Consider the following 22,382-nt stretch of genomic DNA (forward strand, 5'->3'; position numbering starts at 1 on the left):
TCGACACGCAGATGGCCTCCTGCTTCCCGCACTTGCCGCAGACCTTCTTGAACTTCTCGTCGATGACGGAGCACGCCGCGCCGACGTCGGGCGCGGGCGTGGAGATCGGTCCTCCGTCCGAGACCGGGCCCGGCCCGGGGCTCGGGTTCGGGCTCGCGCCGCCGTCGCCGAGCGGCGCGTAGCTCGGCTCCTCGGCTTCGTCGTCGACCGCGCCGTTGCCCGTGTCGCTCTTCGGCGGGAGCTTCGCGCTGTTGCTGGGCTGCGTGGGTTCCTGCTCCTGCGTCGGGGTGTACTCGTCCACCTCACCGCTGGCGCTGCAACCGACGACGACCGCGGTCATGCCGAACAATCCGGCGACGACCGAGCCGAGAACAACGGACTTCGTGGTCAACATCGGCGCGGAGCAGTAGCCGGCGCTATTTGCGCAAGCAACGCTACCCAGCGTCTCATTCGGTAGTGATTACGTCGTCCTACGTTGTGTGCCGAGCGACGTCCTCCATCTTTTCCATCACATCGGCGAGCGCGTCCTCGCTTTCTGAAACGGTCTCTCGAACGTCTCAGCCGAGCGAGTAAGGGGAGACCCGGCACCCCTGCTCGTAGTCGGGCCGAGGAGCGGCGCCGGGCACGACGTCGAGGAACGGCAAGAGCGCGAACGCGCGCTCGTGAAGGCGCGGATGCGGGACGACGAGGCGCGGCTCGTTCACCGCTCGGACGATATTTGCATTCTGCATCCAAAGGACGTCCAGGTCGATCGTGCGCGGCCCGTTCCGCTCCGCCCGCACGCGCCCGAGCTCGTGCTCGATCGCGAGCAGCGCATCGAGGAGCGCGATCGGCTCGCCGCCCCACTCGACGAGCACCGCCGCGTTCAAGTAGTCGGGCTGCGGCGGTCCGCCGACCGGCGCGGTCTCGTAGACGCGCGAGCGCGCGACGACCGGCGCGATCGCGTCGATGCGCGCGACCGCCGCCCGCATCGTCGCGAGCCGATCGCCGAGGTTCGCGCCGAGCCCGATGACCGCTCGGGGGAGGGTCAGGGGCTCGACCCCTGGAAGCGCAGCGGGTTCGTGAGCATGCCGGTGAAGCCGCCGTTGACCTCTTCGTCCTGGACGAAGAAGAGGAACGAGCCGTCCTTGAGATCGCCGAGCGCGGCCTCGACGGTGATGACCGCGCCCGCGTCGGTGTCGAAGCGGACGCCGTGGATCTCGACCGACGTAGTGGAGCGCGTCTCGAGGCGCGAGGGCGACGACGAGGAGTACAGGCCGCCGGCGAGGTCCGTCGCGTCGATGTTCGAGAGCGCGCCGCTCGCGGCGGTGATGCTCACGGCGAAGTCGCACGTCTGCGCGGTCCGCGTCGTGTCGCACGTCCACCAGACGTGCCAGTGGCCGCCCGCCGCGTACTCGACGAAGACGCCGACGCCGTCGCCACCGACCGCCTCCATCGTCTGGTTCGTGTCGACCTCGACGAGCATCGGCGACGTGTTGCCGACCGCGCCCGGATCGGACGGCCACGAGCTGCCGCCGCTGCTCGTGGTGCCCGAGACCGGCGGCGGCGACGACGTCTCCGCCGGCGCGTCGCGCAAGCGCCGCGGGGGCTCGTTCTCGTAGACGCACGCCGAGAGGCTCGCCGAGGTGGCGATGAGAGCGATGAGCGAGATCGAAGAACGAAGACCTTGCATCGACGAGCTACCTCCGACGGATCGCGCCGCCCCGGCTGCTGCCGCCGGAGGAACGCGGACTCGAGACACTGGGAGACGAACGCACGCTGGGAGACGAACGAATGACGGACCCGCTCGAGCGCGAAGGCGACGAGCTCACCGAAGGACGCGACGGCGCGCGAGACGGCGCGCTCGAGCGGAAGCTCGGCGACGAGCTGCCGCGCATCACGCTGGAGCTGGAGGAGCTCGGCCGACTCGAGACGCTGGGGCGCGCGCTGAACGCGGGCGAGCTCGCCGGGCGCGACACGCTCGGCTGGCTCGGGCGGAACGTGGGCGACGACGAGACGCTCGGGCTCGAACGGAACGACGGCTGGCTCGAGCGGAACGCCGGCGACGACGAAGGCGACGAGACGCTGGGGCTCGAGCGGAACGACGGCGACGCGGCGACGCGCGGCTGCGCGGGGGCCGACGGCGTGAAGCTCGGCGAGCGCGACGGACCACCGACGCTCCGGCTCGCTCCGACGCTCGGGTTCGCTCCGACGCTCGGGCTCGCGGCGGAGCGGAAGGCGCCGCCGGAGCTCGGACCTTCGCCCGGCCTCATGACCGAAGCGGCGGGCCGATTGACGGCGGCGGTGCGGACCGGAGCGCGTGCGCCGGACGCGACCGCGGTCGACGGGGCGGCGAGGGCGCGCGCGCGGTCCATGCCCGCGTTCTGGCTCTTCGACGGCGGGGCGACGATCGCGTCGCGACCCATGCCGGCCTCTTCCGGGCGCGGGCCGCGGCGGACGACGGGCGCCGCCGCGACGCGCTGGCCGCCGCTCACGGTGGGGCTCGCCGCGACGCGCGTGGGTCCGCCGACGCTCGGGCTCGCGGCGACGCGCTGCGCGGGCGGCGGCGTGTACTCGACCGTGCGCTCGTAGTGCACGCGCGCGGCGGGACCGCGAGCGACGTACGAGCGGAGACCGCCGCCGTAGTAGAAGCGATCGTGTGGACAATACACGTAATGGTCGTAGTAGTTGTAGAACCCGAACGACCAGCCCACCGCGTAGCCGTTCGACCAGTAGTACGCCGGCGGCGCGGGCGCCCAGCCGATGTACCCGTAGCCGGCCGGCCCCGTGCGCCACGTGACCCACGCGCCCGCGTAGCGGCGACCCGGGATCCACGACCAGCGATGACCCGGGAGGTAGACCCAGCGTCCGTAGTGGAACGGCGCCCAACCCCACGAGTAGTCCGAGACCCAGACGTAGTCGGTGTCGTCGGAGTAGGTCCAGTGCCCGGCGGTCACGTACGGCTGGAAGTCCTCGCCGACCTCTTCTTGGGACGGGACCCAGACCGTGCCGTACGTCGAGTCCTCGACCCACCTGCCGTGGCCGTCGAGCGCGGGCTTGAACTCGGTGAGCGCGCTCGGATCCGTCTCGGAGTACTCGTCGGCGTCGCTGTCTTCGCCGAGGGCGATCTCCTGTCCTTGCTGCTGCGCTTGACCCGCCTGCTGCGCCGCGAGCTCCTCCGCCGTGAGCGGACGCGGCGGCGGGGCGTACTCGTATTGTGGAACCTCGGGCTCGGGCTCGTACGCACCGCAGCCGACGGCCCCCAGCCCCAGGAGGGCTGCCCCGACCGCCGTCGTCCACGTCTTCAGGCGCGAAAACATCGTCTCTTCATTCATAGCAACCCCTGCGCCCGGAGGAACCCCGGCCGTGCACATGACGAATCCGGCGGGATCCGACGGGATGCCGCCCCGAACCGTCGACGATTTGTCACGAACCGTGGGAATGAATGCCAACGGGTCGAATCGAGAGGAGGGCGTGACCCGGTCGCCACGACACGACTGTGAACCGGCGTGGACGCCTATCGCCGAGCGGGTTGCCGGTGAGGTTCAGCGTCTCGCCGTGGGCGAGGTCCTCGCCGAGGACCTTCGCGAGGAGGGCGGCGTCGATGCGCTGCTGGCGCAGCGACAGCTCGCGCACGTTCGGGAGCGGCAGCTTCCCGAGCGCGACGAGGTCGGCGGGGCGGAGGCCTTCGAGATCGAGCGCGCGAACAGGGTGCGACGCGAAGAGCGCCTTCGCGCCACGCGCGCCGCGCGGGGGGCTTCGAGAGGTTCGGCGTGCTCGTCAGCAGCGCTTCCCATCCGTTACGGCCGAGCATCAAGACGTCGCGGACGTCGACGAGGAGGTCCTCGACCGGCTGACCTTTCTTCTCGGGTGGAAAGACGACGGTCGCTTGCACGGCGACTCAGGATACGCTGCACTCTTCGAGCGAGGAGAACGAGATGGCCGAAGGGATGATCGATCGGATCGGAGCGATGCAGGACTTCAAGCTGTATCGCGAGCTTCACTGGGAAGGCTCGTTCGAGGAGTACCTCTCCATCGTCCGCGAGCGGCCGCAGGTCACGCGCAACGCGTACCAGCGGCTCTACGACATGATCATCTCGTTCGGGACCGAGGAGTACATCGACAACAAGAAGAAGCTGACTCGCTACAACTTCTTCAAAGACGAGATGAACAATGGCGCGAACGCCATCTTCGGTCTCGACATCCCGCTCATGCGCCTCGTCCACGTCCTCAAGGCGGCGAGCGAGGGCTACGGCCCGGAGAAGCGCGTCATCCTCCTCCACGGCCCGGTCGGCTCGTCGAAGAGCACGATCGCGCGCCTCCTCAAGCAGGGCGCGGAGTACTACTCGCGCACGCCGGACGGCGCGCTCTACTCGTTCGACTGGGTGAACCTCGGCGGCACCGACCTCGCCGGCACGAACACCGATCGCTTCGCGAGCCCGATGAACGACGAGCCGCTCCGCCTCATCCCGCAGGAGTGGCGCCCGAAGGCGGTGCAGGAGCTCGGCCTCTCGAACGATCAGTTCAAGGTGCGCGTCGACGGCGATCTCGATCCCGCGAGCCGCTTCATCTTCAAGAACCTGATGACGAAGTACGAGGGCGACTGGGGCAAGGTCATTCGGAACCACGTCCGCGTCCGCCGCCTCATCCTCTCGGAGAAGGACCGCGTCGGCATCGGCACCTTCCAGCCGAAGGACGAGAAGAACCAGGACTCGACCGAGCTCACCGGCGACATCAACTACCGGAAGATCGCCGAGTACGGCTCCGACTCCGACCCGCGCGCCTTCAACTTCGACGGCGAGTTCAACATCGCGAACCGCGGCATCGTCGAGTTCGTCGAGATGCTGAAGCTCGACGTCGCCTTCCTCTACGACCTCCTCGGCGCGTCGCAGGAGAAGAAGATCAAGCCGAAGAAGTTCGCGCAGACCGACATCGACGAGGTCATCATCGGTCACACGAACGAGGCCGAGTACCGCAAGCTCCTGAACAACGAGTTCATGGAGGCGCTCCGCGACCGCACGATCAAGATCGACATCCCGTACATCACGAAGCTGCACGAGGAGATCAAGATCTACGAGAAGGACTTCGCCGGCGCGAAGATCAAGGGCAAGCACATCGCCCCGCACACGCTCGAGGTCGCCGCGATGTGGGCGGTGCTCACGCGCCTCGAGGACCCGAAGAAGCACAACCTCTCGCTCATCCAGAAGCTGAAGCTCTACGACGGCAAGGTCCTGCCCGGCTACACGCAGGATACGGTGAAGGAGCTGCGGAAGGAGTCCAAGCGCGAGGGCATGGAGGGCATCTCTCCGCGCTACGTGCAGGACAAGATCTCGAACGCGCTCGTCAATGAGGCGGGCGAGGGCACGATCAACCCGTTCATGGTCATGAACGAGCTCGACAAGGGGCTCCGCCACCACTCCCTCATCACGAGCGACGAGCAGCGGAAGCGCTTCGGCGAGATCATCGGCCTCGTGAAGCGCGAGTACGAGGAGATCGTCAAGAACGAGGTCCAGCGAGCGATCAGCGCCGACGAAGAGGCGATCATGAAGCTCGCCGGCAACTACATCGACAACATCAAGGCCTACACGCTCAAGGAGCGGGTGAAGAACAAGTACACCGGCCAGGACGAGGACCCGGACGAGCGCCTGATGCGGTCGATCGAGGAAAAGATCGACATCGCAGAAAACCGGAAGGACGACTTCCGCCGTGAAATCATGAATTTCATCGGAGCGCTCGCGGTCGAGGGCAAGAAGTTCGTCTGGTCGACGAACGACCGCCTCCGCCGCGCGCTCGAGCTGAAGCTGTTCGAGGACCAGAAGGACAGCATCAAGCTGAAGACGCTCGTCTCCGCCGTCGTCGACAAGGACACGCAGGAGAAGATCGACATCATCAAGGCGCGCCTGATGAAGAACTTCGGCTACAACGAGGTCAGCGCGACGGACGTGCTGAACTACGTCGCCAGCATCTTCGCCCGCGGCGACGCGAAGGAATAACGACCCACCGCCCGCTCGCGCCCGACGCGCGGGCGGGCACCCCCGCGCGTCAACGAGCTTGCGTGGGCCACCTTCCGTACCGGCCTCCGCTCGGGATGGGGCGGTGCAGGGTGAGCTGCGGGAACTGGATGTAGCGCGGCGGATCGTTCCCGCGCGGGGCGATCTCGTCCTCGATGCGGCGCACCGAGGGCGTGGGTTGCCACTCGCTCATCGGCACGTACTCGACGTGGCTCGCGGGTGGGGCGGGATCGTCGTCGCACGCGTCCGACCAGTCGCACCGCGCGACCGCCGCCGGCGGTTCGACGCGCACGTAGACCACCTCGCGCGCGGGCATCGCCGGCGAGCGCCCGCACGCGGCACCGCCCAGCGCCGCCGGCAGCACGAGCACGAAGGCGGCGGTGCGCGTGCGCGGGGCCATCTCTCTACTCTGGCAGCAGTAGCTCCACTCGGCAACGCGTCCGCGAGCCGCGCGGGCGGCGACGCGGAGGTGCGGATGGTACGCTCTCGTCATGGCCGAAGACCTCACGACCCGCATCCTGATCGAGATCCGCGACGAGATGCGGAAGACGCGTGAAGAGCTCGGCTCACGCATCGACAAGACCAACGAGCGACTCGACAAGACCAACGAGCGACTCGACCGCCTGGAGCAACGGCAACACGAGGGCGAGATCCGGCTCGCGACGGAGATCGTCGCGGTGGCCGCGGCGGTCCGTCAGCTGACCGAGCATCTCCGGGACGACCGCGAGGTGCGCGCGCAGGTCGCGGATCACGAACGCCGCCTCGCGATCCTCGAGACGAACCGCGCGCCGGGTGAATGACCACACCCGACGCGGTCCGGAGGGCTCGCGCTTCGTGTGACGAGAATTCGGAGCGCGCGGTGCACGAGTGGCTTCGCAGAGCGTCCGTCGCGAGCATCCTCGCGCGCGACGACGCGAAGGAGCAACGAACGGCGACCTTCAGTACTGGACCTTCTCCGGCCGCAGGACGATGCGCGGGCTCATGCAGCTCGAGCTCGACGACGACAGCGCGTTCTTGTCGGTTCCGAGGTCGATGTTCTGGGTCGCGACGGTGATCCCGAAGGACTGGGGCGCGCCGCACGCGACTGTGCCGATGTTGACGGCCGTCGAGCCGTTCGGAACGTCCAGGATGCCCAAGGTCGTGCCCGTCACGGCGAGCTTGAGCGTGCTCGAGGTTGCGCCGCTGGGGAGCGTGACCGGGGAGATGGTGTTCTTCAACGACGCGTTGAACGAATCCCCGCACTTGATCAGCTTCTCGTTCGTCCCGGAGAGCTCGATCCCGAGCAGTCCGCTGCCGCTCGTGCCGCCGGTGCAGTCCTTCGGGTACCCCACGAACCTCACTGCCCTCGGCTGGAGGGTGATCGTCTGCTCCTTGCCGTTGGTCGAGACCGGCGGCTTGAACGGGGCCGTAGGAGCCTGAGGGCTGTACTTGAGCGTGACAGGGAGCGGGCCGCAGGTGGCCAACGGATTCACCTGCGCGGTCACCTGGATCGGTTTGTCCCCTTGCTTCGCCGTGAACGGGACGACGCTCCCGTTGACGGTGAGCTGCCCTTTGATGTTCTCGGGGAAGGGAACGTCCTGACCGCCGCTCTTCGCCCCCACGTAGATCTTCCACGTCGACGGGGGGACGGCGGACGGGATCATGTTGGTGTACTTGGTGTGGATGCAACCAAGCTCGCTATCCGGCTTGTACAGCGCAAGCTCGTAGGTGGCCGGCTTCTGCGCCTCGACCGGGAGGGCGGCGGTGATGATCGCGACGGTAGCCGATGGGACGCCACACCGAACGCGACCATGCAGGCTTCCAGCGCGACTTAACGCACGTTTAAGGGGCGTCCAAACGCGGATGCGAGGCCAGCAGCTCGGAGGTCGAGCAGCTCCCAGCGCCACTTAATGCACCTTTAAGCGCTAGTCTCGTAGACGGTGATGGGCGTGAAGCATCGCTTGGGGCTCGGCGTCGCGATCGCGGTGTGCACGGCGGCTTGCTCGTTCCTCGTCGACACGAGCGATCTGATCGTCGCCACCCCGGCGGCCTCCAACGACGGCGATAGCGGCGGCGGTGCGGTGGACGGCGGCGGCGGCGCGGAGGGCTCGGCCACGCCCGTGACCGTGGACGAAGCGGGCGCGCCGGACGCCGCGGTGGACGCCTCCTCGCCCTGCGCCACGGCGCACGCGTTCTGCGACGACTTCGACGACGCGCGCCAAGAGGTGGGCAAAGGCTGGACGCGGGTGCAGACCGCGACCGGGCCGGTGGACTTCGACGACGTCGTGGCGCGCTCGGCGCCGCGATCGCTGCGCACGGCCGTGACGCCGGCGAAGGGAACGCGGAACGGTGGGCTCTGGAAGTCCATCTCGACGCCGGGCGGGAAGCTGCACGTCGAGCTCGACGTCTTCGTCGAGAAGGCTGCGGCGGGCGCGAAGGCGGACCACATGATCCCGGTCGAGATCGACTTCTATCCGCCGCCGGCGACGTACGAGTACCACGGGGTCTTCCTCAGCGTGAGGAACAACCAAACCGTCATCGCGTACTTCGCGGAGCGTCCGCAGGGCCAGGGCGACACGTACATGGTGGAGGCTCCGGTCACGTTCGCGCTCGGGACGTGGCAACACGTCGTCTTCGACTACGACATCCCGGCACGCAAGGCCGTCGCGACGGTCGGCGGCGCCACGTTCGAGGTCGACGTGAAGGAGACGCCGACGCCGACGACCTCGGTCGAGGTCGCGGTCGGCGCGCCCTACGTCCACGAGGTGGAGGGCACGTGGACGTCGCGCGTCGACAACGTCGTCGTGGACCTTCCATGAGCTCTCGCGTCGAGCACCACGATCGTGGGTCTCCCCTCTGCTCGAAGCCGCGAGTGGCACGAGCGCCGCGAAGACCTGAAGGAAACGCGCTCGATCGCGCGCGGGTGGCGGCGTATCCTCCATCCGATGGTCTTCTCTCGCGGCCTCCGCGTCGCGCTCTGCGGCGCCGCGGCGTTCCTCGCGTGCTCGGAAGAGCCGCCGGGGGCGGGGCCGAAGCGCGAAGAGAAGAACCCCGACGGCACGGTGAAGGTCGAGTGCGGGACCGCGACGACGAAGGCGTGCGAAGGCACGAGCTGCAAGGACGGCGGCGAGTGCGAGAGCAAGAAGTGCGAGGCGGGAAAATGCACGCGGCCGCTCCCGGCCTCCGCCACCGACGGGAAGAAGAACAACGACGAGACCGACATCGACTGCGGCGGCAAGAACGCCGAGAAGTGCGCCGACGACAAGGCGTGCAAGGTCGACGGCGACTGCAAGAACGACCTCTGCAAGAGCGACAAGTGCGCCGCGCCGAGCGCGACCGACGGACGCAAGAACGGCGACGAGACCGACATCGACTGCGGCGGCTCCTCGACGAGCGCGCCGAAGTGCGCGGCGGGCAAGGGCTGCGCCGTCGACGGCGACTGCACCACCGACGGCTGCGACGAGACGAAGAAGTGCGCCCTCGCGCGGAGCTGCGTGCCGATCAACGGCGGGCTCACCTGCGGCGAAGGCGAGGTCGGCGCGCCGGAGGCGAAACACGAGAGCTGCTGCACCGCGCTCCCGATCCCCGGCTCGCAGACGAAGCTCGACAAGTACGAGATCACCGCGGGCCGCATGCGCGCGTTCATCGAGCGCACGCAGGGCGACGTCCGCGGCTGGTACGACGCGAACGAGGGCACGCTCGGCGAAGCGGCGAAGGCGTCGATCGAGCCGTTCAAGGAGAGCCTCCCGAAGAACGAGGACCAGGCGATCGAGCACGTCGCCGCGCACGTGTTCCTCGCCGATCGCCCCAGCACCGCGCAGGGGTGTTACGTCGGCAACCAGGGCGATCAAGCCTTCGGCGCGCACACGTACTGGACCGGCGCGACCGAGGGCGAGGACCGCGCCTACGACCAGGCCGACCTCGATCGCCGCTCGCTCAACTGCGTCACGTATCCGATCGTCGCGGCGTTCTGCGCGTGGGACGGCGGGCGCCTCCAGACGTGGGAGGAGAACAGCGCCGCCTACGGCGCCGGCAAGTATCCGTGGGGCGAGACGCCGGAGGCGGGCGGGCAGAACAACTTCCCGTTCCCCGACGGCCCGTACCAGAACATCGGACCCGGCGCGTTCCCGACGCCGCCGACGCCCGCGCAGCCGGTCGGCCCCTGCGCCGAGCCCACGTGCCAGCAGGGGCTCTTCAACTGGTCCAACAGCTACCAGGTGCCGGTCACCGGCGCCAAGCCGTGGGACCTCGCGAATTTCGTCGCGCCGCCGGGGCGCTTCGAGATGGATAAAGGCCCCGGCGGACACATGGACCTCGGCGCGAACAACATGGAGTGGACCTCGTCGCCGGGGCAGCAGTTCGGCGCCGATCCGGCGAGCGATCCTCAATACGGGCCGAAGCGGCGCTGGGCGCGATCGGGCTCGTGGGAGGGCCACTCCGCCAACCACCAGACCTGGCAATTCGCCGTCATGACGAAATATGGCAAAACCGGTGGGCGCTGCGCGCGGGATTGAATGAAGACCCCCGCCCGCTTCTCCAAGCCCGCGCTCCGACTCCAGCCGACCACGTTATGGGATTATCCCTCGCAGCACTACGGCGAAGGGACGCAGGGCGACGCCCGCTTCGTCGGCGCGACGCCATCGTACGTGATCTGGAACCTCGTCGAGCGCTACACGAAAAAAGGCGACCTCGTCGTCGATCCGTTCTGCGGCTCGGGGACGACGCTCGACGTCGCGAAGGACACCGAGCGGCGCGGGCGCGGGTTCGACCTGTCGCCCCAGCGCGCGGACATCGAGCGCGCCGACGCGCGGAAGCTGCCGCTCGAGAACGCCTCCGTCGACCTCGTCTTCATGGATCCGCCGTACGGCGACCATATTCGCTATTCGAACGAGCGCGAGTGCATCGGGAAGCTCTCCGCCTACGATCCCGCGTATTACCGCGCGATGCACCGCGCCGTCCGCGAGGCCGCGCGCGTGCTCCGCCCCGGCGGCGTCTTTGGCCTCTACGTCTGCGACTACTTCGAAAAGAAGAAGGGATTCGCGCCGGTCGGCTTTCAGCTCTTCATGAGCGTCGCGGAGTCGTTCGAGATCCTCGACGTCGTGAGCGTCACCCGTCACAACAAGACGCTCGAGATGGGGAATTACCGGAAGGCGGCCGAGGAAGGGAACTTCTTCCTCCGCGGCTTCAATTACCTGTTCATCGGGCGCCGGCCCGAGGCCGCCGCGTCGAAGAGGAGGCGATAAGATGCGACGGAGCGCGATTGCCCTCTTGCCTTTCGCGGTGTGCGCCGGCCTCGCGTGCAACGCGATCACCGGCGAGCACGAGCGCGTCCTCGCGGCCGAGGTCGACGACGAGCGCGACGGCGGCGACGGCCGCCCCGACACCGGGAGCCCGCCCGGCACGGAGGAGGACACCGGCGCCCCGCCGGTCACCGAGCCCGACGCGGGCGACGCGGGCCCGACGACGCAGACGGTCACGCTCGGGACCAACTGGCAGAGCCCGAACGGCGCGACGTTCACGATCACGGGCGGCGGGACGAAGATCGCGACGGTGACGGCGCCGAAGTACCACGGCATGCTGCTGCCGGCGACGCCGCCGACGACGGCGAAGGACTACAAGGTCAAGGCGCGCATCCTCGCCAACGAGCAGCACGAATACGGCATCTTCGTCCGCGGGCGCGGGGCCGGCGACACGTTCCAGGCGATCGTGCTCTCGTCGCGCATCAGCAACGCCGCGACGGAGAACCGGCCGTTCATGGCGACGATCACGGTCGCGGAGGACAACCCCGACGTCGCCAACGGCGCCGAGGCGACCCCGTACGCGTTCGCGGCCGGGAAGGTGTGGATCTTCGAGGTCGAGGCGAAGGGCGAGAAGGTCGACGGCACGATCTACCGTGAAGACGATCCCGGCGGCGTCCGGCGCGCGATGACGTTGACGGACAAGACGCCCGCCGGCGAGCGCGGCTCGGGCGTGGGCTTCTACGGCTACGGCGCGGCCAACGCGATCCTGCTCGAGATGACGATCACCTTCTGATCGCGCCGAACGACAGCGCGCCGATCGCGAAGAGGCGCTCGAGCAGCGCGCGCGCCGCCGCGTTCTTCGCCGCCGCGAGGACGCTCGCGCCGTCGTGCCGGCGCGCGCGGCAGAGGAGCTTCGCGAGCGCGCTCGCCTCGCGCGGGACGGCGATCTCCTCGCCCGCGACGTAGAGCCGGAGCGCGCCGCGCGCGGCGGGCAAGAACGCCCAGCGCCCCTCCTCCGAGCGCACCAGCGTCGCGTTCTTCTTCGCGAGCCGCGCCAGGATCTTCTTCGCGTCCGGCGCCGTCCGCGGAGCCTCGAGCGTGTGGCCCGGCTTGAGCCGCGTCGTGTGCGCGGCGAACCAGCGATCGATCGCGTCGTCGGAGAGATCGAGCGAACGGATCATCGCGCGCGCGCGGGCGAGGAGCGCAGGCGGGATCGCGCCCGGCTCGCGCGCGGGCGCGAGCGGCGGATCGGCGAGGAGCTCAGCCGCCCCGGGGCGGCTCGCGGCGGCGGCGGCGAAGGAGGTCCACGCCTCGGCCGCGCTCGGGGCGCGGAAGCCGATCGAGTACGTCAGGCACGGCGACTCCGCGATGCCGTGATGCGCGAAGCCGGGCGGGAGGTAGAGCATGTCGCCGGGGCGGAGCACCTCGTCGCGATCGAGCACCGGGTCGGCGAGGATGCGGAGCACGAGCCCGGGCACGAAGGTGCGGTCCTCGGCCGGCTTCGAGCCCCACTGCCACCGCCGCTCCCCGCGGCCTTGCACGAGGAACACGTCGTAGCTGTCGAGGTGCGGACCGACGCTGCCGCCGCGCTCCGCGTAGCTCACCATCACGTCGTCGACGCGCACGTTCGGGATCCACGAGAACGCGTCGAGGAGGAGCGCCGCGTCGGGGACCCAGCGGTTGACCTCTTGCACGAGGAGCGTCCACTCGCGATCGGGGAGCTCGATGAAGCGGGACTCGGGGTGAGGTCCCCACGCGACGTCCCAGCGGCGGCCCTTGCCGCGCACGATGCGCGACTCCACGCCGTCTTCGCACGCGAGGCCGGCGAGCTCCTCCGGCGTGAGCGGATCGGCGAAGGCGGGGAACGCCTGGCGGACGAGGAGCGGCTTCTTCTGCCAGTATTCGCGCAGGAAGCGGGCGGGCGAGAGTCCTCCGAGCACGCGGCCGGACTATCATGCGTGCGTGAAAGCAGGAATCGCCGCTTCTCTCCTCGTGCGGCAAGTGAAGAACACGGCGGCGTGGCTCTGGACCGATCAGCCCGCGGCGACGCGCGACCTCGACGCGGTCGCGAACAGCGACGGTCCCGCTCCGCTCGGCGCGATGCTGACCGCGCACTGGGCCACCGTCGCGACGTTCGTGCCGACCGACGTCGACGCGCGCATCCGCCACCACGCGTGGCAGGCGATGGCGACGCCGGACGAGGTCGCGGCGGCGTGCGAGCTCGTCGACGCGCGCACGCGCCTCGACGTGCACGCGGTCTCGGCGCGCGTGTTCGACTCGCCGCGCGGCCCGCTCTCGGGCCACGACGGCGAGTGGTTCTCGGTCCGCGCGGGCGCGCTCGCGCGGGCGGCGCAGCTCGGCGACGTCGCGCTCACGGAGCGCGTCGCGGCCGCGATCGACGCGGAGCTCGAGCGCGCGGAGGCGATCTTCGATCATGCGCAGGGCGACGCGCGGGCGACGCTCACGGTCGCGACGATCCTCGCGCACAACCTCGGCGACCTCTCGCGCGTCGTCGCGGACTGGCCGAAGGTCCCTGCCCTCGCGCCATACCGCGACCGCTGGCTCCGCCTCGGCCACGCCGACGCGCCGATCCCGCGCCCCGCCTTCGTCGTCGCGGGCCGGCTCAACAAGGCGATCATGGCGCACGAGAACCACCGCTTCCTCCCGCTGCGGAAGCCGCGCGGCCTCCGCGTCGCGCGCGCGCTCCTGCTCCCGATCGGCCCGTGGCTCGACGCGTGGGGAGAGATGATCGCGACGAGCCCGCACCTCGAGGACAAGGATCGCGCGGAGGTCCTCGAGGCCTTGCTCGAGGTTCACGCGCGCGACGGCAACCAGGAGGGTTGCCTCCGCGCGATCGCGGGGCTTCATCGCGCGACGCGCGGCGGCATCGAGCGCTACGTCCCCGCTCTCCCGGCGCGCATGCGCAAGGACGCGCTCCGCGGCCGCGTCCGCGACGCGCTCGACGTCACCGCGACCCATTTCGCCGCCCGCATCGCGAAGCGCCTCGAAGCCGCACGCCGCTGAGCCGACGGTCGCGCAACTTTGGCGGCGTGATCCTTCATATGTGAAAGATCAGCGGCGCGGCGCGACCTGATCGCGCGAACTTAGGTGTCGGCACGAAGCTCGCTTATCAGGCGAGCGGCACCGCGTGGAGGCGTCTCCCCCCCCGCGCCGTAGCGCGGTGCCGTCTTCTTCCACGCAGTCCCGAGGTTCAGTCGGGGCGGCGGAGCTCGGCGCGGGCTCGGAGGTTCTTGGGGCGGAGGGTGACGAGGGGCTCGATCTCGGCGGGGCCTGCGTGCTCGAGCTCGAAGCGGAGGCGGCGGGCCAGCGTCGCGAGGACGACGTGGCCCTCCATGAGCGCGAAGTGGTTGCCGATGCAGATGCGCGCGCCCGCGCCGAAGGGCATGTACGCGCAGCGCGGGAGCTGCTTCTCGCGATCGTTCATGAAGCGCTCGGGATCGAAGCGCTCCGGATCGGGCCAGAGATCGGCGCGGAGGTGGATGCCCATCACGTTCACGATGACGATCGAGCCCGGGCCGACCTCGTGCTCGCCGATGCGCACGCGCCCGAGCGGACGGCGGCCGATGAGGTAGGCCGGCGGATAGAGGCGCATCGACTCCTTGAAGACCGCGAGCGTGTAGGGGAGCTTCTTGAGGTCGTCGTAGTCGGGCGCGCGGCCGAGGGCGGCGAGCTCGGCCTCCATCTTCGCGCGCACGTCGGGGTGCTTCGCGAGGAGGTAGAACGTCCACGCGAGCGCGTTCGCGGTCGTCTCGTGGCCGGCGAGGAAGAGGCCCATCGCCTCGTCGCGGACCTGACGATCGCTCATCGGCTTGCCGTCCTCGTCGCGCGCCTCGAGCAACATGCTGAGCACGTCGCCGCGGTCCTCGCCGCTCCGGCGATGCGCGTCGATGATGCGATAGACGACGCGATCGAGCCGCTGCACCGCCGCGCGGTACTTGAGGTTCAGCGGCGTGGGGACGATCGGCGGGATCGGGATGAGCGAGCTCATCTGCTCCATCGCGACCTCCATCGAGGTGGCGACCGCCTCGGAGACGGTCTCCGCGTCGGCGCCGACGTCGGTGTCGAAGAGCGTCTTGCCGACGATCTCGAAGGTGAGGCGCATCATCCCTTCGCCGAGGTCGATCCGCTCGCCGTCGCGGAGGCGATCGACGAACCGCTCCGCGAGCGCGCCCATCGTCGCCCCGTACGCCGCGACGCGCTTGTGCGCGAACGCGGGCGCGAGGAGCTTCCGCTGCTTCTCGTGGAGCGGCGCCTCGCTCGTGAGGAGGCCGTCGCCGAGCGCGGGCTTGAGGAAGATCGCCATCCCGGGCGACTTGTGGAACGACGTCTGCTTCGCGACGAGGATCTCGTTGGCGAGCGCCGGCGACTGCACCATCACCGTGTGCCGGATGATCCCGATCGGCAGGTCGACGACGTCGGGGTGGTCCTTCGCGAGGCGCTGGAGGAAGCCGACCCGATCGTTCCGGAACGCGCCGAGGTGGCCGACGAGCGGAGTCCCGCGGTCGCGCGGGATGGGCTTCGTGGTGACGGTGTTCATGGCGCTTCCCCTTCCGGTGGATTACTATGTGAGCGATCGCTCGCATTTACTACTCGCATCTGCCCATGCCGAAGAAGCCCGTCACTCGCCCGCGAAAGGAAGCGTCGCAGGAGCGTTCGCGCGCCACCGTCGACGCCCTCCTCTCCGCGACCGCTCGCGTTCTCGTCCGCGACGGGTACGACCACGCGAGCACGAACAAGATCGCGGAGGCGGCCGGCGTGAGCATCGGCTCGCTCTATCAATACTACCCGAGCAAGGAGGCGCTCGTCGCGGCGGTGGGCGAGCGCCACGCGAACGAGATGCTCGAGATCCTCCGCGCGTCGGCGATGGAGGTCGTAGAGCTCCCGCTCGAGGAGGCGGCGCGGAAGATCATCCGCACGATGATCGAGGCGCACAGCGTCGATCCGAAGCTCCATCGCGTCCTCGTCGAGCAGATCCCGCGCGTCGGCAACATGGCGCACATCGACAAGATCGACGAGGAGATCGTGTCGCTCGTCCGCGCTTACCTCGAGGCGCGGCGCGGAGAGGTCGGGGTCGACGACCTCGACATGGCCGCCCTCCTCGCGGTCGGCTCCGTCGAGGCGATGACGCACATCGCCGTCCTCCGCCGGCCGCAGCTGCTCTCCGATCCGAGCTTCGTCGAGGAGCTGGCGAATCTCGTCGTGCGCTACCTGCGAGGCGATAAGCTGAACGCCGAGCGATGAGCAACATCAAGAAGACGCTGATGAAGCAAGGCATGAAGCTCATGACGGACCCGCGCGTCATGAAGATCATGCAGGACGAACGCGTGATGAAGGCGGTCATGGACGTGATGAGCGTCCCCGGGAAGGTGCAGTCCTTCACCGCCGAGTCGACCGAGAAGATCGCGAAGGCGATGAGCCTCGCGACGGAGGACGAGGTCAACGACCTGAAGCGCCAGATCCGCCGCCTCGAGGAGGAGGTCGCGCGCCTCGAAAAAGAGAAGAAGGGGTGAACGCCCCCGCCGCGCTGCCCGCCCTCCTCCGCGACGCGCTCGCCTCTCTCTGCGCGCGATTGGAACGCGAGTGGCCCGCCCGCGTGGAGCACGTCATCCTCTTCGGTCCCTGGGCCCGCGGCGAAGACTCCGACGTCGCCGCCACGACGGTGGCGGACGCGCGGGGGTTCGTCGAGAAGGCGGGGGCGCTCGTCGCGGCGGCGGCCGGCTGAGGTGCGCTACGCGGCGGTGCGTTTCTGGATCCAGCTCGTCACGGCGGGCCAGGTCGAGAGCGGGGCGTCGCGGCCGACGAGCAGGTCGATGTGGCCGAGGGGGAAGGTGCGGTACGTCTTGTCCTTCGAGCGGCTGCGCTCGAAGGCGGGCCGCACGCTCGCGGTCGGAGCGAGGTCGTCGTTCGAGCCGCCGATGACGAGGAGCGGGAGGTCCATCGACTCGAAGCGCTCGACGTAGTCCTGCGCCGGGCCGCCAAAGCGCTTCTGGCCCGCCCACTCGAACATCTGGCGCAGCTCCGAGATGCCCGCGCGATCGAACGCGAGACGGAGGTGCTGATCGAGCACGTGCGGCTCGAGCGCGCCCGCGTGCCAGCCGCGGAGCGGGATCGGATAGAACGGGCTCTCCGCGACGCGGCGGATCGTGCGGAGCACCGCGCCGACGGGCGAGAGCGGCACCGGCACGTGCGCGTGCGGGACGCCGGCGCGACGCATCGCCTCGAAGAAGAAGGAGATCGCGGAGAGCGAGAGCGAGCCGCGCGTGAAGTGGTACGGCGAGCCGATCGAGGCGATGCCCGCGACCGCGCCGGCGAGCTTCGGGGCGGCGGCGTAGCTGACGAGACCGCCGAGCGAGTGGCCGACGAGGTAGAGCGGCTTCTTGCCGGTGTGGGACAGCACCTCGTCGACCGCGATCGGGAGGTCCTCGCTCACGTACTCGTCGACGTGTTTGGGGGTCTTCGCGCCGAAATGACGCGAGCGGCCGTGGCCGCGGAGGTCGAGGTTGAAGACGTCGAAGCCGGCGCAGGCGAGGTGGTTCGCGAAGCTCCGGGCTGGGAGGTGCCACGCGTAGCGGTTCTGGCCGAAGCCATGCACGAGCAGCACCGTGGCGGAGGTCCCGCCTGCGTTCGCGGCCAGGCGCTTCCGCACCATCGCGAGCGGCACGCGGCCGCCGCTCAGCACGAGCTCCTTCACGAACGTCGCCTTCTCGCGACGGTCGATCGTCTGTTCGAGGGTGCGACCGTAGAGGATCAAGGGGGACCGACAATCCCTCGGAACAGTGTAGCATCGGGTCGCGCCTGGGGTACAAACCGGCGCGAAGTCACGGAGGTCACGATGCGATCGCCTTTGATGCTGTTCATCGCCTCCTCTCTTGCTCTCGCGGCCACGCTCGCGCTTGCCAGTCCCGCGCGCGCCGACGACTGGGGCAACGACAAGAAGGACGACGACACCGAGGATACGGAGCAGGCGCCAAAGAAGAAGGCGCCGCCGACGACGACGGTCGAGCCCCCGAGCGAGGAGTGGGACATCACGGACGTCGAGGAGAAGCCCGGCAAGGCCTACTTCTTCGTCGGCCTCCGCTACCGCGGAAACCTCGTCCCCGCGTTCATGCTCCACATCTTTCTCGACGAGGGAAAGAGCGTCTACACGAACATGATCGCGGCGGAGTTCGAGTACCGGAAGGACGGCTTCTCGCTCATCCCCGCGCTCGCGTACCACGAGCTCGGGACCGGAGACATCCTGTTCCGCGAGAAGAACGCGCCCGACATCGCGGGGAACTACGGGCTCGTCAACAGCGGCCTCAAGGTCATGTACGCGCAGCTCGACGTGCTCTGGTCGGCGCGCATCTCCAAGAACGTCGAGTTCGAGTACGGCGCCGGCTTCGGCGTCGGCGCCGTCTTCGGCACGCTCCAGAACAGCTGGGTGGAACGAGACGACGCGAACGGCACGCTCGCGAACGACGCGGGCCAACGGTACAAGCGCTGCGAGACGGTGGGCGCGCCCGGCACCGGCTGCAACAAGGCCGACCACCAGAACTCGAGCGTCGACAAGGTCGGCGGCTACGAGGAGCGGAGCTGGTTCAACGGCGGCGCGAAGCCTTCCATCTTCCCGTGGATCTCGCTCCCGCAGATCGGCCTCCGCATCAAGCCGATCAAGAACTTCGTCGGGCGCGTGGGCCTCGGCTTCTCGCTCACCGGCTTCTGGTTCGGGCTCGAAGGGCAATACGGCCTCGAGCAGAAGCCGAAGCCGTGAACCGCCGCGACGGCGCGTCGACCGTCACGTCGATCGCCTCAGCGCTGCTCGGTGATCTTCACGAAGCGCGGGTAGTAGAGGGTCGTGTCGGCGAAGAGGTCGGCGAAGTCGAAGCTGTTCGCCACGTAGGTCGTGACGATGTCGGCGCCGGTGAGGCCCGGGTGGTGCTTGCCGGCGTAGACGAAGGGCTTCTCGCGGCGCGACTCCTCCGGCTGGAACACCTTCACCGCGTCGCTCCAGGGACCGGCGAGGCTGCGCGCGCGGCGGATCGCGAGGTCGGTGGCGCCGAAGCCGACCGACTCGACGTTGATCCATTCACCGCAGCGCGCGGCGGTCGACATCTCGGGCGCGCCGTCCGTCCAGATCGACACGCTCGACGCGGCCGGACCGAACGCGCTCCCGTTCCAGAACGACGAGTCGCCGTCGAGCGCGCCGGCGCTCCAGCGCTCGAGCTCGACGGCGTGAGCGGTTCGATGCTCGCGCGTCAGGGAGTAGAGGAAGTCGCCGGCGCGGACGACGCCGACCCCGTGCGAGCGTCCGTCGCGCGGAAGGGTGCGCGTCGCGATCGACCAATCGAGCGGGCTCGCGTCGGGGTTCGCGATCCGGACCATGCGGGACCCCACCGTGTCGAAGCCGAGCCCGCCGTCGACGCGCTCGACCTCGGTGAGGAAGAGGACCAGCTCGCCGCCGATGCGTGCACCATGCACGGGCCAGAACCAGCGCGCGCCCTCCTCCGGAAAGAAGGACGCCGCCGTCCCGTCGGTGTCGCGCCAGTGGAACGCGATCGTGCTCGTGGTCGGGTCGGTGCCGGTCTGGATCGCGACGCTGTTGCGGACGAGCGTCGAGGCCGAGCGCACGTGCGCGTCCGTCTTCGCGATGAAGGAGTCGCCGAAGAGCCAGAGGATCCGCCCCGGCGCGAGCTCGACGCTGTACGCCGCGTCGCCGCCGAGCCACCGCGGCTCACGCCGAAAGAGCGCATCCGCCTCCGGCCACGCGACGGCGGTGTACCCCGTCGCCGGAGCACACGCAGCGTGAGGAGCCGCGAGCGAGTCGCCGCCGGCTCCCGCCTCGCCCTCGACTCCGGCATCGCCACCGTCACGAACCACGACGCGATCGCCCCCGCTCCCACACGCGCTAAGCAAAACCAACGAAGCAACGACACGCACGCGCACCCCCGAGACGCTACCAGCCACCACGCCACCGCCCGTGCGGCAACGGTCCTCCGCGCCGCCGAGCTCGGCCCGCCCCGCCGCGCCGCCGAACCAGAGCCCCCGCGCCTCAGCCGAACCTCCGCGACGCGATGCGCGCGATAACGCGTGGGCCGAACCTCCGCGACGCGATGCGCCGCGCCGCGACGCCGAATCTCCGCGACGCGATGCGTGCCGTGACGCGCGGCCGAACTTCAGCGGCGCGCGATGCGGCATGACGCGCGGCCAAACCTCCGTGGCGCGATCCGCGCCGCGACGCGAGGCCGAACTTCAGCGACGCGATGCGGCCGCGACGTGCGGCCGAAAGCTCAGCGATGCGCTGAAACCGCCGAACCACCGGGCGCACCCACGCTTCGACCAGCCGCTGCACCGCCAACTGCGGGGTCGGCGCAGCGGGACGCGCGGCCCAACCGCCACGCTTGGCCCAACACGCGCTCCCCAACGCGCACCTTTATGAAAACGATTTTCATTTTCATAAAAGCGGGCAGAATGTGGTCATGCGCAGCTCTGGGTGGCGTCGCGGCTCTGGGTGGCGTCGCAGCTCTGGAGGGCATCTCGGCTCGGCGGAGCTTCACCGAGCGGCGGGCTCGATGGAGCACCGCGCCTCGGCGGGGCACCGCGGTTCGGGGTGGCGGTGGGGGTGGGTTGTGCTTGCGGGGGTCGTTGTTGGGTGTTCGGGAGAGGGAGAGCGAGGGGGGAACGGCGCGCCGAGCGGGACCGGGGCCGACGGCGGCGTGGACGCCGGGCGCACGATCCCTACGCTCTTCGATGTCGTCATTCCTGCCGAGGGGGCGGTCGAGACGCGGCGGCTCTTGCGGGCGGACCTCTCGGATGATGATGGGATCGCGAAGGTTGGCGTCGCCGTGAACGGGGAGGCGCCGATCGACATCGCGGTGGAGGGGACGCCGAAGCTCCTCGTCGTCAAAGAGGCGCTGCCGCTCGTCGCGGGCGCGAATCGGATCGTCGTGACCGTCACCGATGGGCGCGGGGAGACCTCGTCGAAAGAGGTCACGTTCCGGTACGGGCTCCTCACCGCCGCGGGAGGCAGTCACTCCGGCGTCATCGCGAAGGATGCACTCTACACATTTGGTCGCAACAACGTCGGGCAGCTCGGGATCGGGAGCGACGAGCCGAGCAAGTCGGCGCCGGAGAAGATCGCGACCGCGACCACGCCCGCCGCGATCGCGTTCAACCAGAACGGGTCCGCGTTCATCGACACCGCCGGCGGAGTCTGGGTCTGGGGCGAGAACCGCAGCAACGAGCTCGGGCTCGGGACCGGTCAGGGCGACAGGAAGAACGCGCCCGTCGCCAACGCCGACGCAGCAGGCGCGACGTACCTCGCGCTCGGCTACGGGCACATGCTCGCCTTGATGAAAGACGGACGCGTGCTCGGATGGGGCGGCAACGAGGTCGCGCAGCTCGGCGGCGACGAAGTGACCCATCCCGTCCCCACGCCGATCGCCGGGCTCCCGCGCGACGTCGTGAAGATCGTCGGTGGGTCGCAGCACTCCGCCGCCCTCACCGCGAGCGGCGACGTCTGGGTGTGGGGCCGCAACGAGTACGGCAACCTCGGCGCCGGTACGATCGACAAGGACCGGCACGCGACGCCGGCCAAGGTCGCCGCGCTCGCGGACGTGGTCGACATCGCGAGCGGACGCGATCACCTCCTCGCCGTCAGCGCCGACGGGTACGTCCTCTCGTGGGGGCTCGGCGCCTCCGGTCAGCTCGGGCACGGCGATCCGAGCGGCGAAGGCGAGTTCGCGAGCCCCGTCGCGACGCCGACCTCGGTCGTCACCTCGGACGACGGCTCGAGCGGGCTCGACGGCGTCGCGACCGTCTACGCGAACGGCAACGACAGCTTCGCGCTCAAGCGGAACGGCACCCTCTGGGGCTGGGGCGAAGACGGCAACGGCACCCTCGCGCAAGGCGGAGCCGGCGGCCCGGGGGCCGCGCCGCACAAGGTCGGCCACGCCGTCCGCGCCGGCGTCTACGCCGTGAGCACCGGCACGGCCGAGTACCTCGACGAGCGCGTGAAGCTCCGCTCGATCGCGGTCGGCGCGCTCCACGTCGTCGCGATGACGTCCGCGAACGAGGTCTACACCTGGGGCTGGAGCACCAACGGCACCCTCGGCATCCCCGACTTCCCCGCGATCTGGCGACAGCCGACGCCCGCGCTCGTCACCGTGCCGTGATC

Annotated in this window: 21 protein-coding genes; 12 read left to right on the forward strand and 9 right to left on the reverse strand. The window is 69.6% G+C overall.

The window, feature by feature from the left end:
• Window positions 1-557: 557 nt before the first annotated feature.
• The 3 genes from folK to KF837_36450 all read right to left on the reverse strand — a co-directional run bounded on the left by folK (window position 558) and on the right by KF837_36450 (window position 3,615).
• Window positions 558-1,331, reverse strand: coding sequence for a 2-amino-4-hydroxy-6-hydroxymethyldihydropteridine diphosphokinase (folK, locus tag KF837_36440; protein MBX3232870.1), 774 nt, complete (start codon window positions 1,329-1,331; stop codon window positions 558-560).
• Between the two features lie 348 nt (window positions 1,332-1,679).
• A complete protein-coding gene (locus tag KF837_36445; protein ID MBX3232871.1) occupies window positions 1,680-3,299 on the reverse strand; it encodes a hypothetical protein in 1,620 nt (539 codons plus the stop codon).
• Between the two features lie 106 nt (window positions 3,300-3,405).
• Window positions 3,406-3,615 (reverse strand): hypothetical protein, encoded by a 210-nt coding sequence (locus tag KF837_36450; protein ID MBX3232872.1) that lies wholly within the window; start codon window positions 3,613-3,615, stop codon window positions 3,406-3,408.
• Between the two features lie 302 nt (window positions 3,616-3,917).
• On the opposite strand from KF837_36450, the gene KF837_36455 reads away from it, so the two are divergent.
• Entirely contained in the window at window positions 3,918-5,972 is a 2,055-nt protein-coding gene (locus KF837_36455; GenBank protein ID MBX3232873.1) for a serine protein kinase, read from the forward strand.
• 49 nt (window positions 5,973-6,021) lie between these two features.
• Here KF837_36455 and KF837_36460 read toward each other — a convergent pair whose 3' ends face one another.
• Complete coding sequence (locus KF837_36460; protein ID MBX3232874.1) at window positions 6,022-6,390, reverse strand: hypothetical protein; 369 nt, start codon at window positions 6,388-6,390, stop codon at window positions 6,022-6,024.
• Window positions 6,391-6,481: 91 nt separating this feature from the next.
• On the opposite strand from KF837_36460, the gene KF837_36465 reads away from it, so the two are divergent.
• Window positions 6,482-6,790 carry a hypothetical protein gene (locus tag KF837_36465; protein MBX3232875.1) on the forward strand — a complete coding sequence of 103 codons (309 nt, stop codon included), beginning with the start codon at window positions 6,482-6,484 and terminating at the stop codon, window positions 6,788-6,790.
• A 138-nt stretch (window positions 6,791-6,928) separates the two neighbouring features.
• Here the strand turns inward: KF837_36465 and KF837_36470 are convergent, their stop codons facing one another.
• Window positions 6,929-7,633 carry a hypothetical protein gene (locus KF837_36470; protein MBX3232876.1) on the reverse strand — a complete coding sequence of 235 codons (705 nt, stop codon included), beginning with the start codon at window positions 7,631-7,633 and terminating at the stop codon, window positions 6,929-6,931.
• Window positions 7,634-7,918: 285 nt separating this feature from the next.
• On the opposite strand from KF837_36470, the gene KF837_36475 reads away from it, so the two are divergent.
• From KF837_36475 to KF837_36490, 4 genes are all read left to right on the forward strand, one after another.
• The gene (locus tag KF837_36475; protein MBX3232877.1) at window positions 7,919-8,788 is read left to right on the forward strand and encodes a hypothetical protein; all 870 of its coding nucleotides are present in this window, start codon (window positions 7,919-7,921) and stop codon (window positions 8,786-8,788) included.
• 126 nt (window positions 8,789-8,914) lie between these two features.
• Entirely contained in the window at window positions 8,915-10,483 is a 1,569-nt protein-coding gene (locus KF837_36480; GenBank protein ID MBX3232878.1) for a hypothetical protein, read from the forward strand.
• Entirely contained in the window at window positions 10,484-11,212 is a 729-nt protein-coding gene (locus KF837_36485; GenBank protein MBX3232879.1) for a class I SAM-dependent methyltransferase, read from the forward strand.
• 1 nt (window position 11,213) lies between these two features.
• Complete coding sequence (locus KF837_36490; GenBank protein ID MBX3232880.1) at window positions 11,214-12,002, forward strand: hypothetical protein; 789 nt, start codon at window positions 11,214-11,216, stop codon at window positions 12,000-12,002.
• On the opposite strand, the gene KF837_36495 is transcribed toward KF837_36490, so the two are convergent.
• A complete protein-coding gene (locus tag KF837_36495; GenBank protein ID MBX3232881.1) occupies window positions 11,992-13,149 on the reverse strand; it encodes a cupin domain-containing protein in 1,158 nt (385 codons plus the stop codon). The genes KF837_36490 and KF837_36495 overlap by 11 nt on opposite strands.
• A 22-nt stretch (window positions 13,150-13,171) precedes the next feature.
• On the opposite strand from KF837_36495, the gene KF837_36500 reads away from it, so the two are divergent.
• Window positions 13,172-14,233, forward strand: coding sequence for a hypothetical protein (locus KF837_36500; protein MBX3232882.1), 1,062 nt, complete (start codon window positions 13,172-13,174; stop codon window positions 14,231-14,233).
• A 187-nt stretch (window positions 14,234-14,420) separates the two neighbouring features.
• On the opposite strand, the gene KF837_36505 is transcribed toward KF837_36500, so the two are convergent.
• The gene (locus KF837_36505; GenBank protein ID MBX3232883.1) at window positions 14,421-15,767 is read right to left on the reverse strand and encodes a cytochrome P450; all 1,347 of its coding nucleotides are present in this window, start codon (window positions 15,765-15,767) and stop codon (window positions 14,421-14,423) included.
• Between the two features lie 65 nt (window positions 15,768-15,832).
• On the opposite strand from KF837_36505, the gene KF837_36510 reads away from it, so the two are divergent.
• The 3 genes from KF837_36510 to KF837_36520 are packed head-to-tail and all read left to right on the forward strand — an operon-like array spanning window position 15,833 to window position 16,952.
• A complete protein-coding gene (locus tag KF837_36510) occupies window positions 15,833-16,471 on the forward strand; it encodes a TetR family transcriptional regulator (protein ID MBX3232884.1) in 639 nt (212 codons plus the stop codon).
• Window positions 16,468-16,740 carry a hypothetical protein gene (locus KF837_36515; protein MBX3232885.1) on the forward strand — a complete coding sequence of 91 codons (273 nt, stop codon included), beginning with the start codon at window positions 16,468-16,470 and terminating at the stop codon, window positions 16,738-16,740. The genes KF837_36510 and KF837_36515 overlap by 4 nt, the downstream gene beginning before the upstream one ends.
• Entirely contained in the window at window positions 16,737-16,952 is a 216-nt protein-coding gene (locus tag KF837_36520; protein MBX3232886.1) for a hypothetical protein, read from the forward strand. Before KF837_36515 ends, KF837_36520 begins: the two co-directional genes overlap by 4 nt.
• Window positions 16,953-16,958: 6 nt before the next feature.
• Here the strand turns inward: KF837_36520 and KF837_36525 are convergent, their stop codons facing one another.
• Window positions 16,959-17,981 carry an alpha/beta fold hydrolase gene (locus tag KF837_36525; protein ID MBX3232887.1) on the reverse strand — a complete coding sequence of 341 codons (1,023 nt, stop codon included), beginning with the start codon at window positions 17,979-17,981 and terminating at the stop codon, window positions 16,959-16,961.
• Window positions 17,982-18,062: 81 nt separating this feature from the next.
• Here KF837_36525 and KF837_36530 point away from each other — a divergent pair, with 81 nt between their 5' ends.
• Window positions 18,063-18,980 carry a hypothetical protein gene (locus tag KF837_36530; GenBank protein MBX3232888.1) on the forward strand — a complete coding sequence of 306 codons (918 nt, stop codon included), beginning with the start codon at window positions 18,063-18,065 and terminating at the stop codon, window positions 18,978-18,980.
• 38 nt (window positions 18,981-19,018) lie between these two features.
• Here the strand turns inward: KF837_36530 and KF837_36535 are convergent, their stop codons facing one another.
• Window positions 19,019-20,086: a DUF4185 domain-containing protein gene (locus KF837_36535; protein MBX3232889.1), complete on the reverse strand. Its 1,068-nt coding sequence runs from the start codon at window positions 20,084-20,086 to the stop codon at window positions 19,019-19,021.
• Window positions 20,087-20,922: 836 nt separating this feature from the next.
• Between KF837_36535 and KF837_36540 the strand changes: the two genes are divergently transcribed.
• Entirely contained in the window at window positions 20,923-22,380 is a 1,458-nt protein-coding gene (locus KF837_36540) for a hypothetical protein (GenBank protein ID MBX3232890.1), read from the forward strand.
• Window positions 22,381-22,382: the final 2 nt, after the last annotated feature.

The organism is Labilithrix sp. (assembly GCA_019637155.1).
GTDB lineage: Bacteria > Myxococcota_A > Polyangia > Polyangiales > Polyangiaceae > Labilithrix.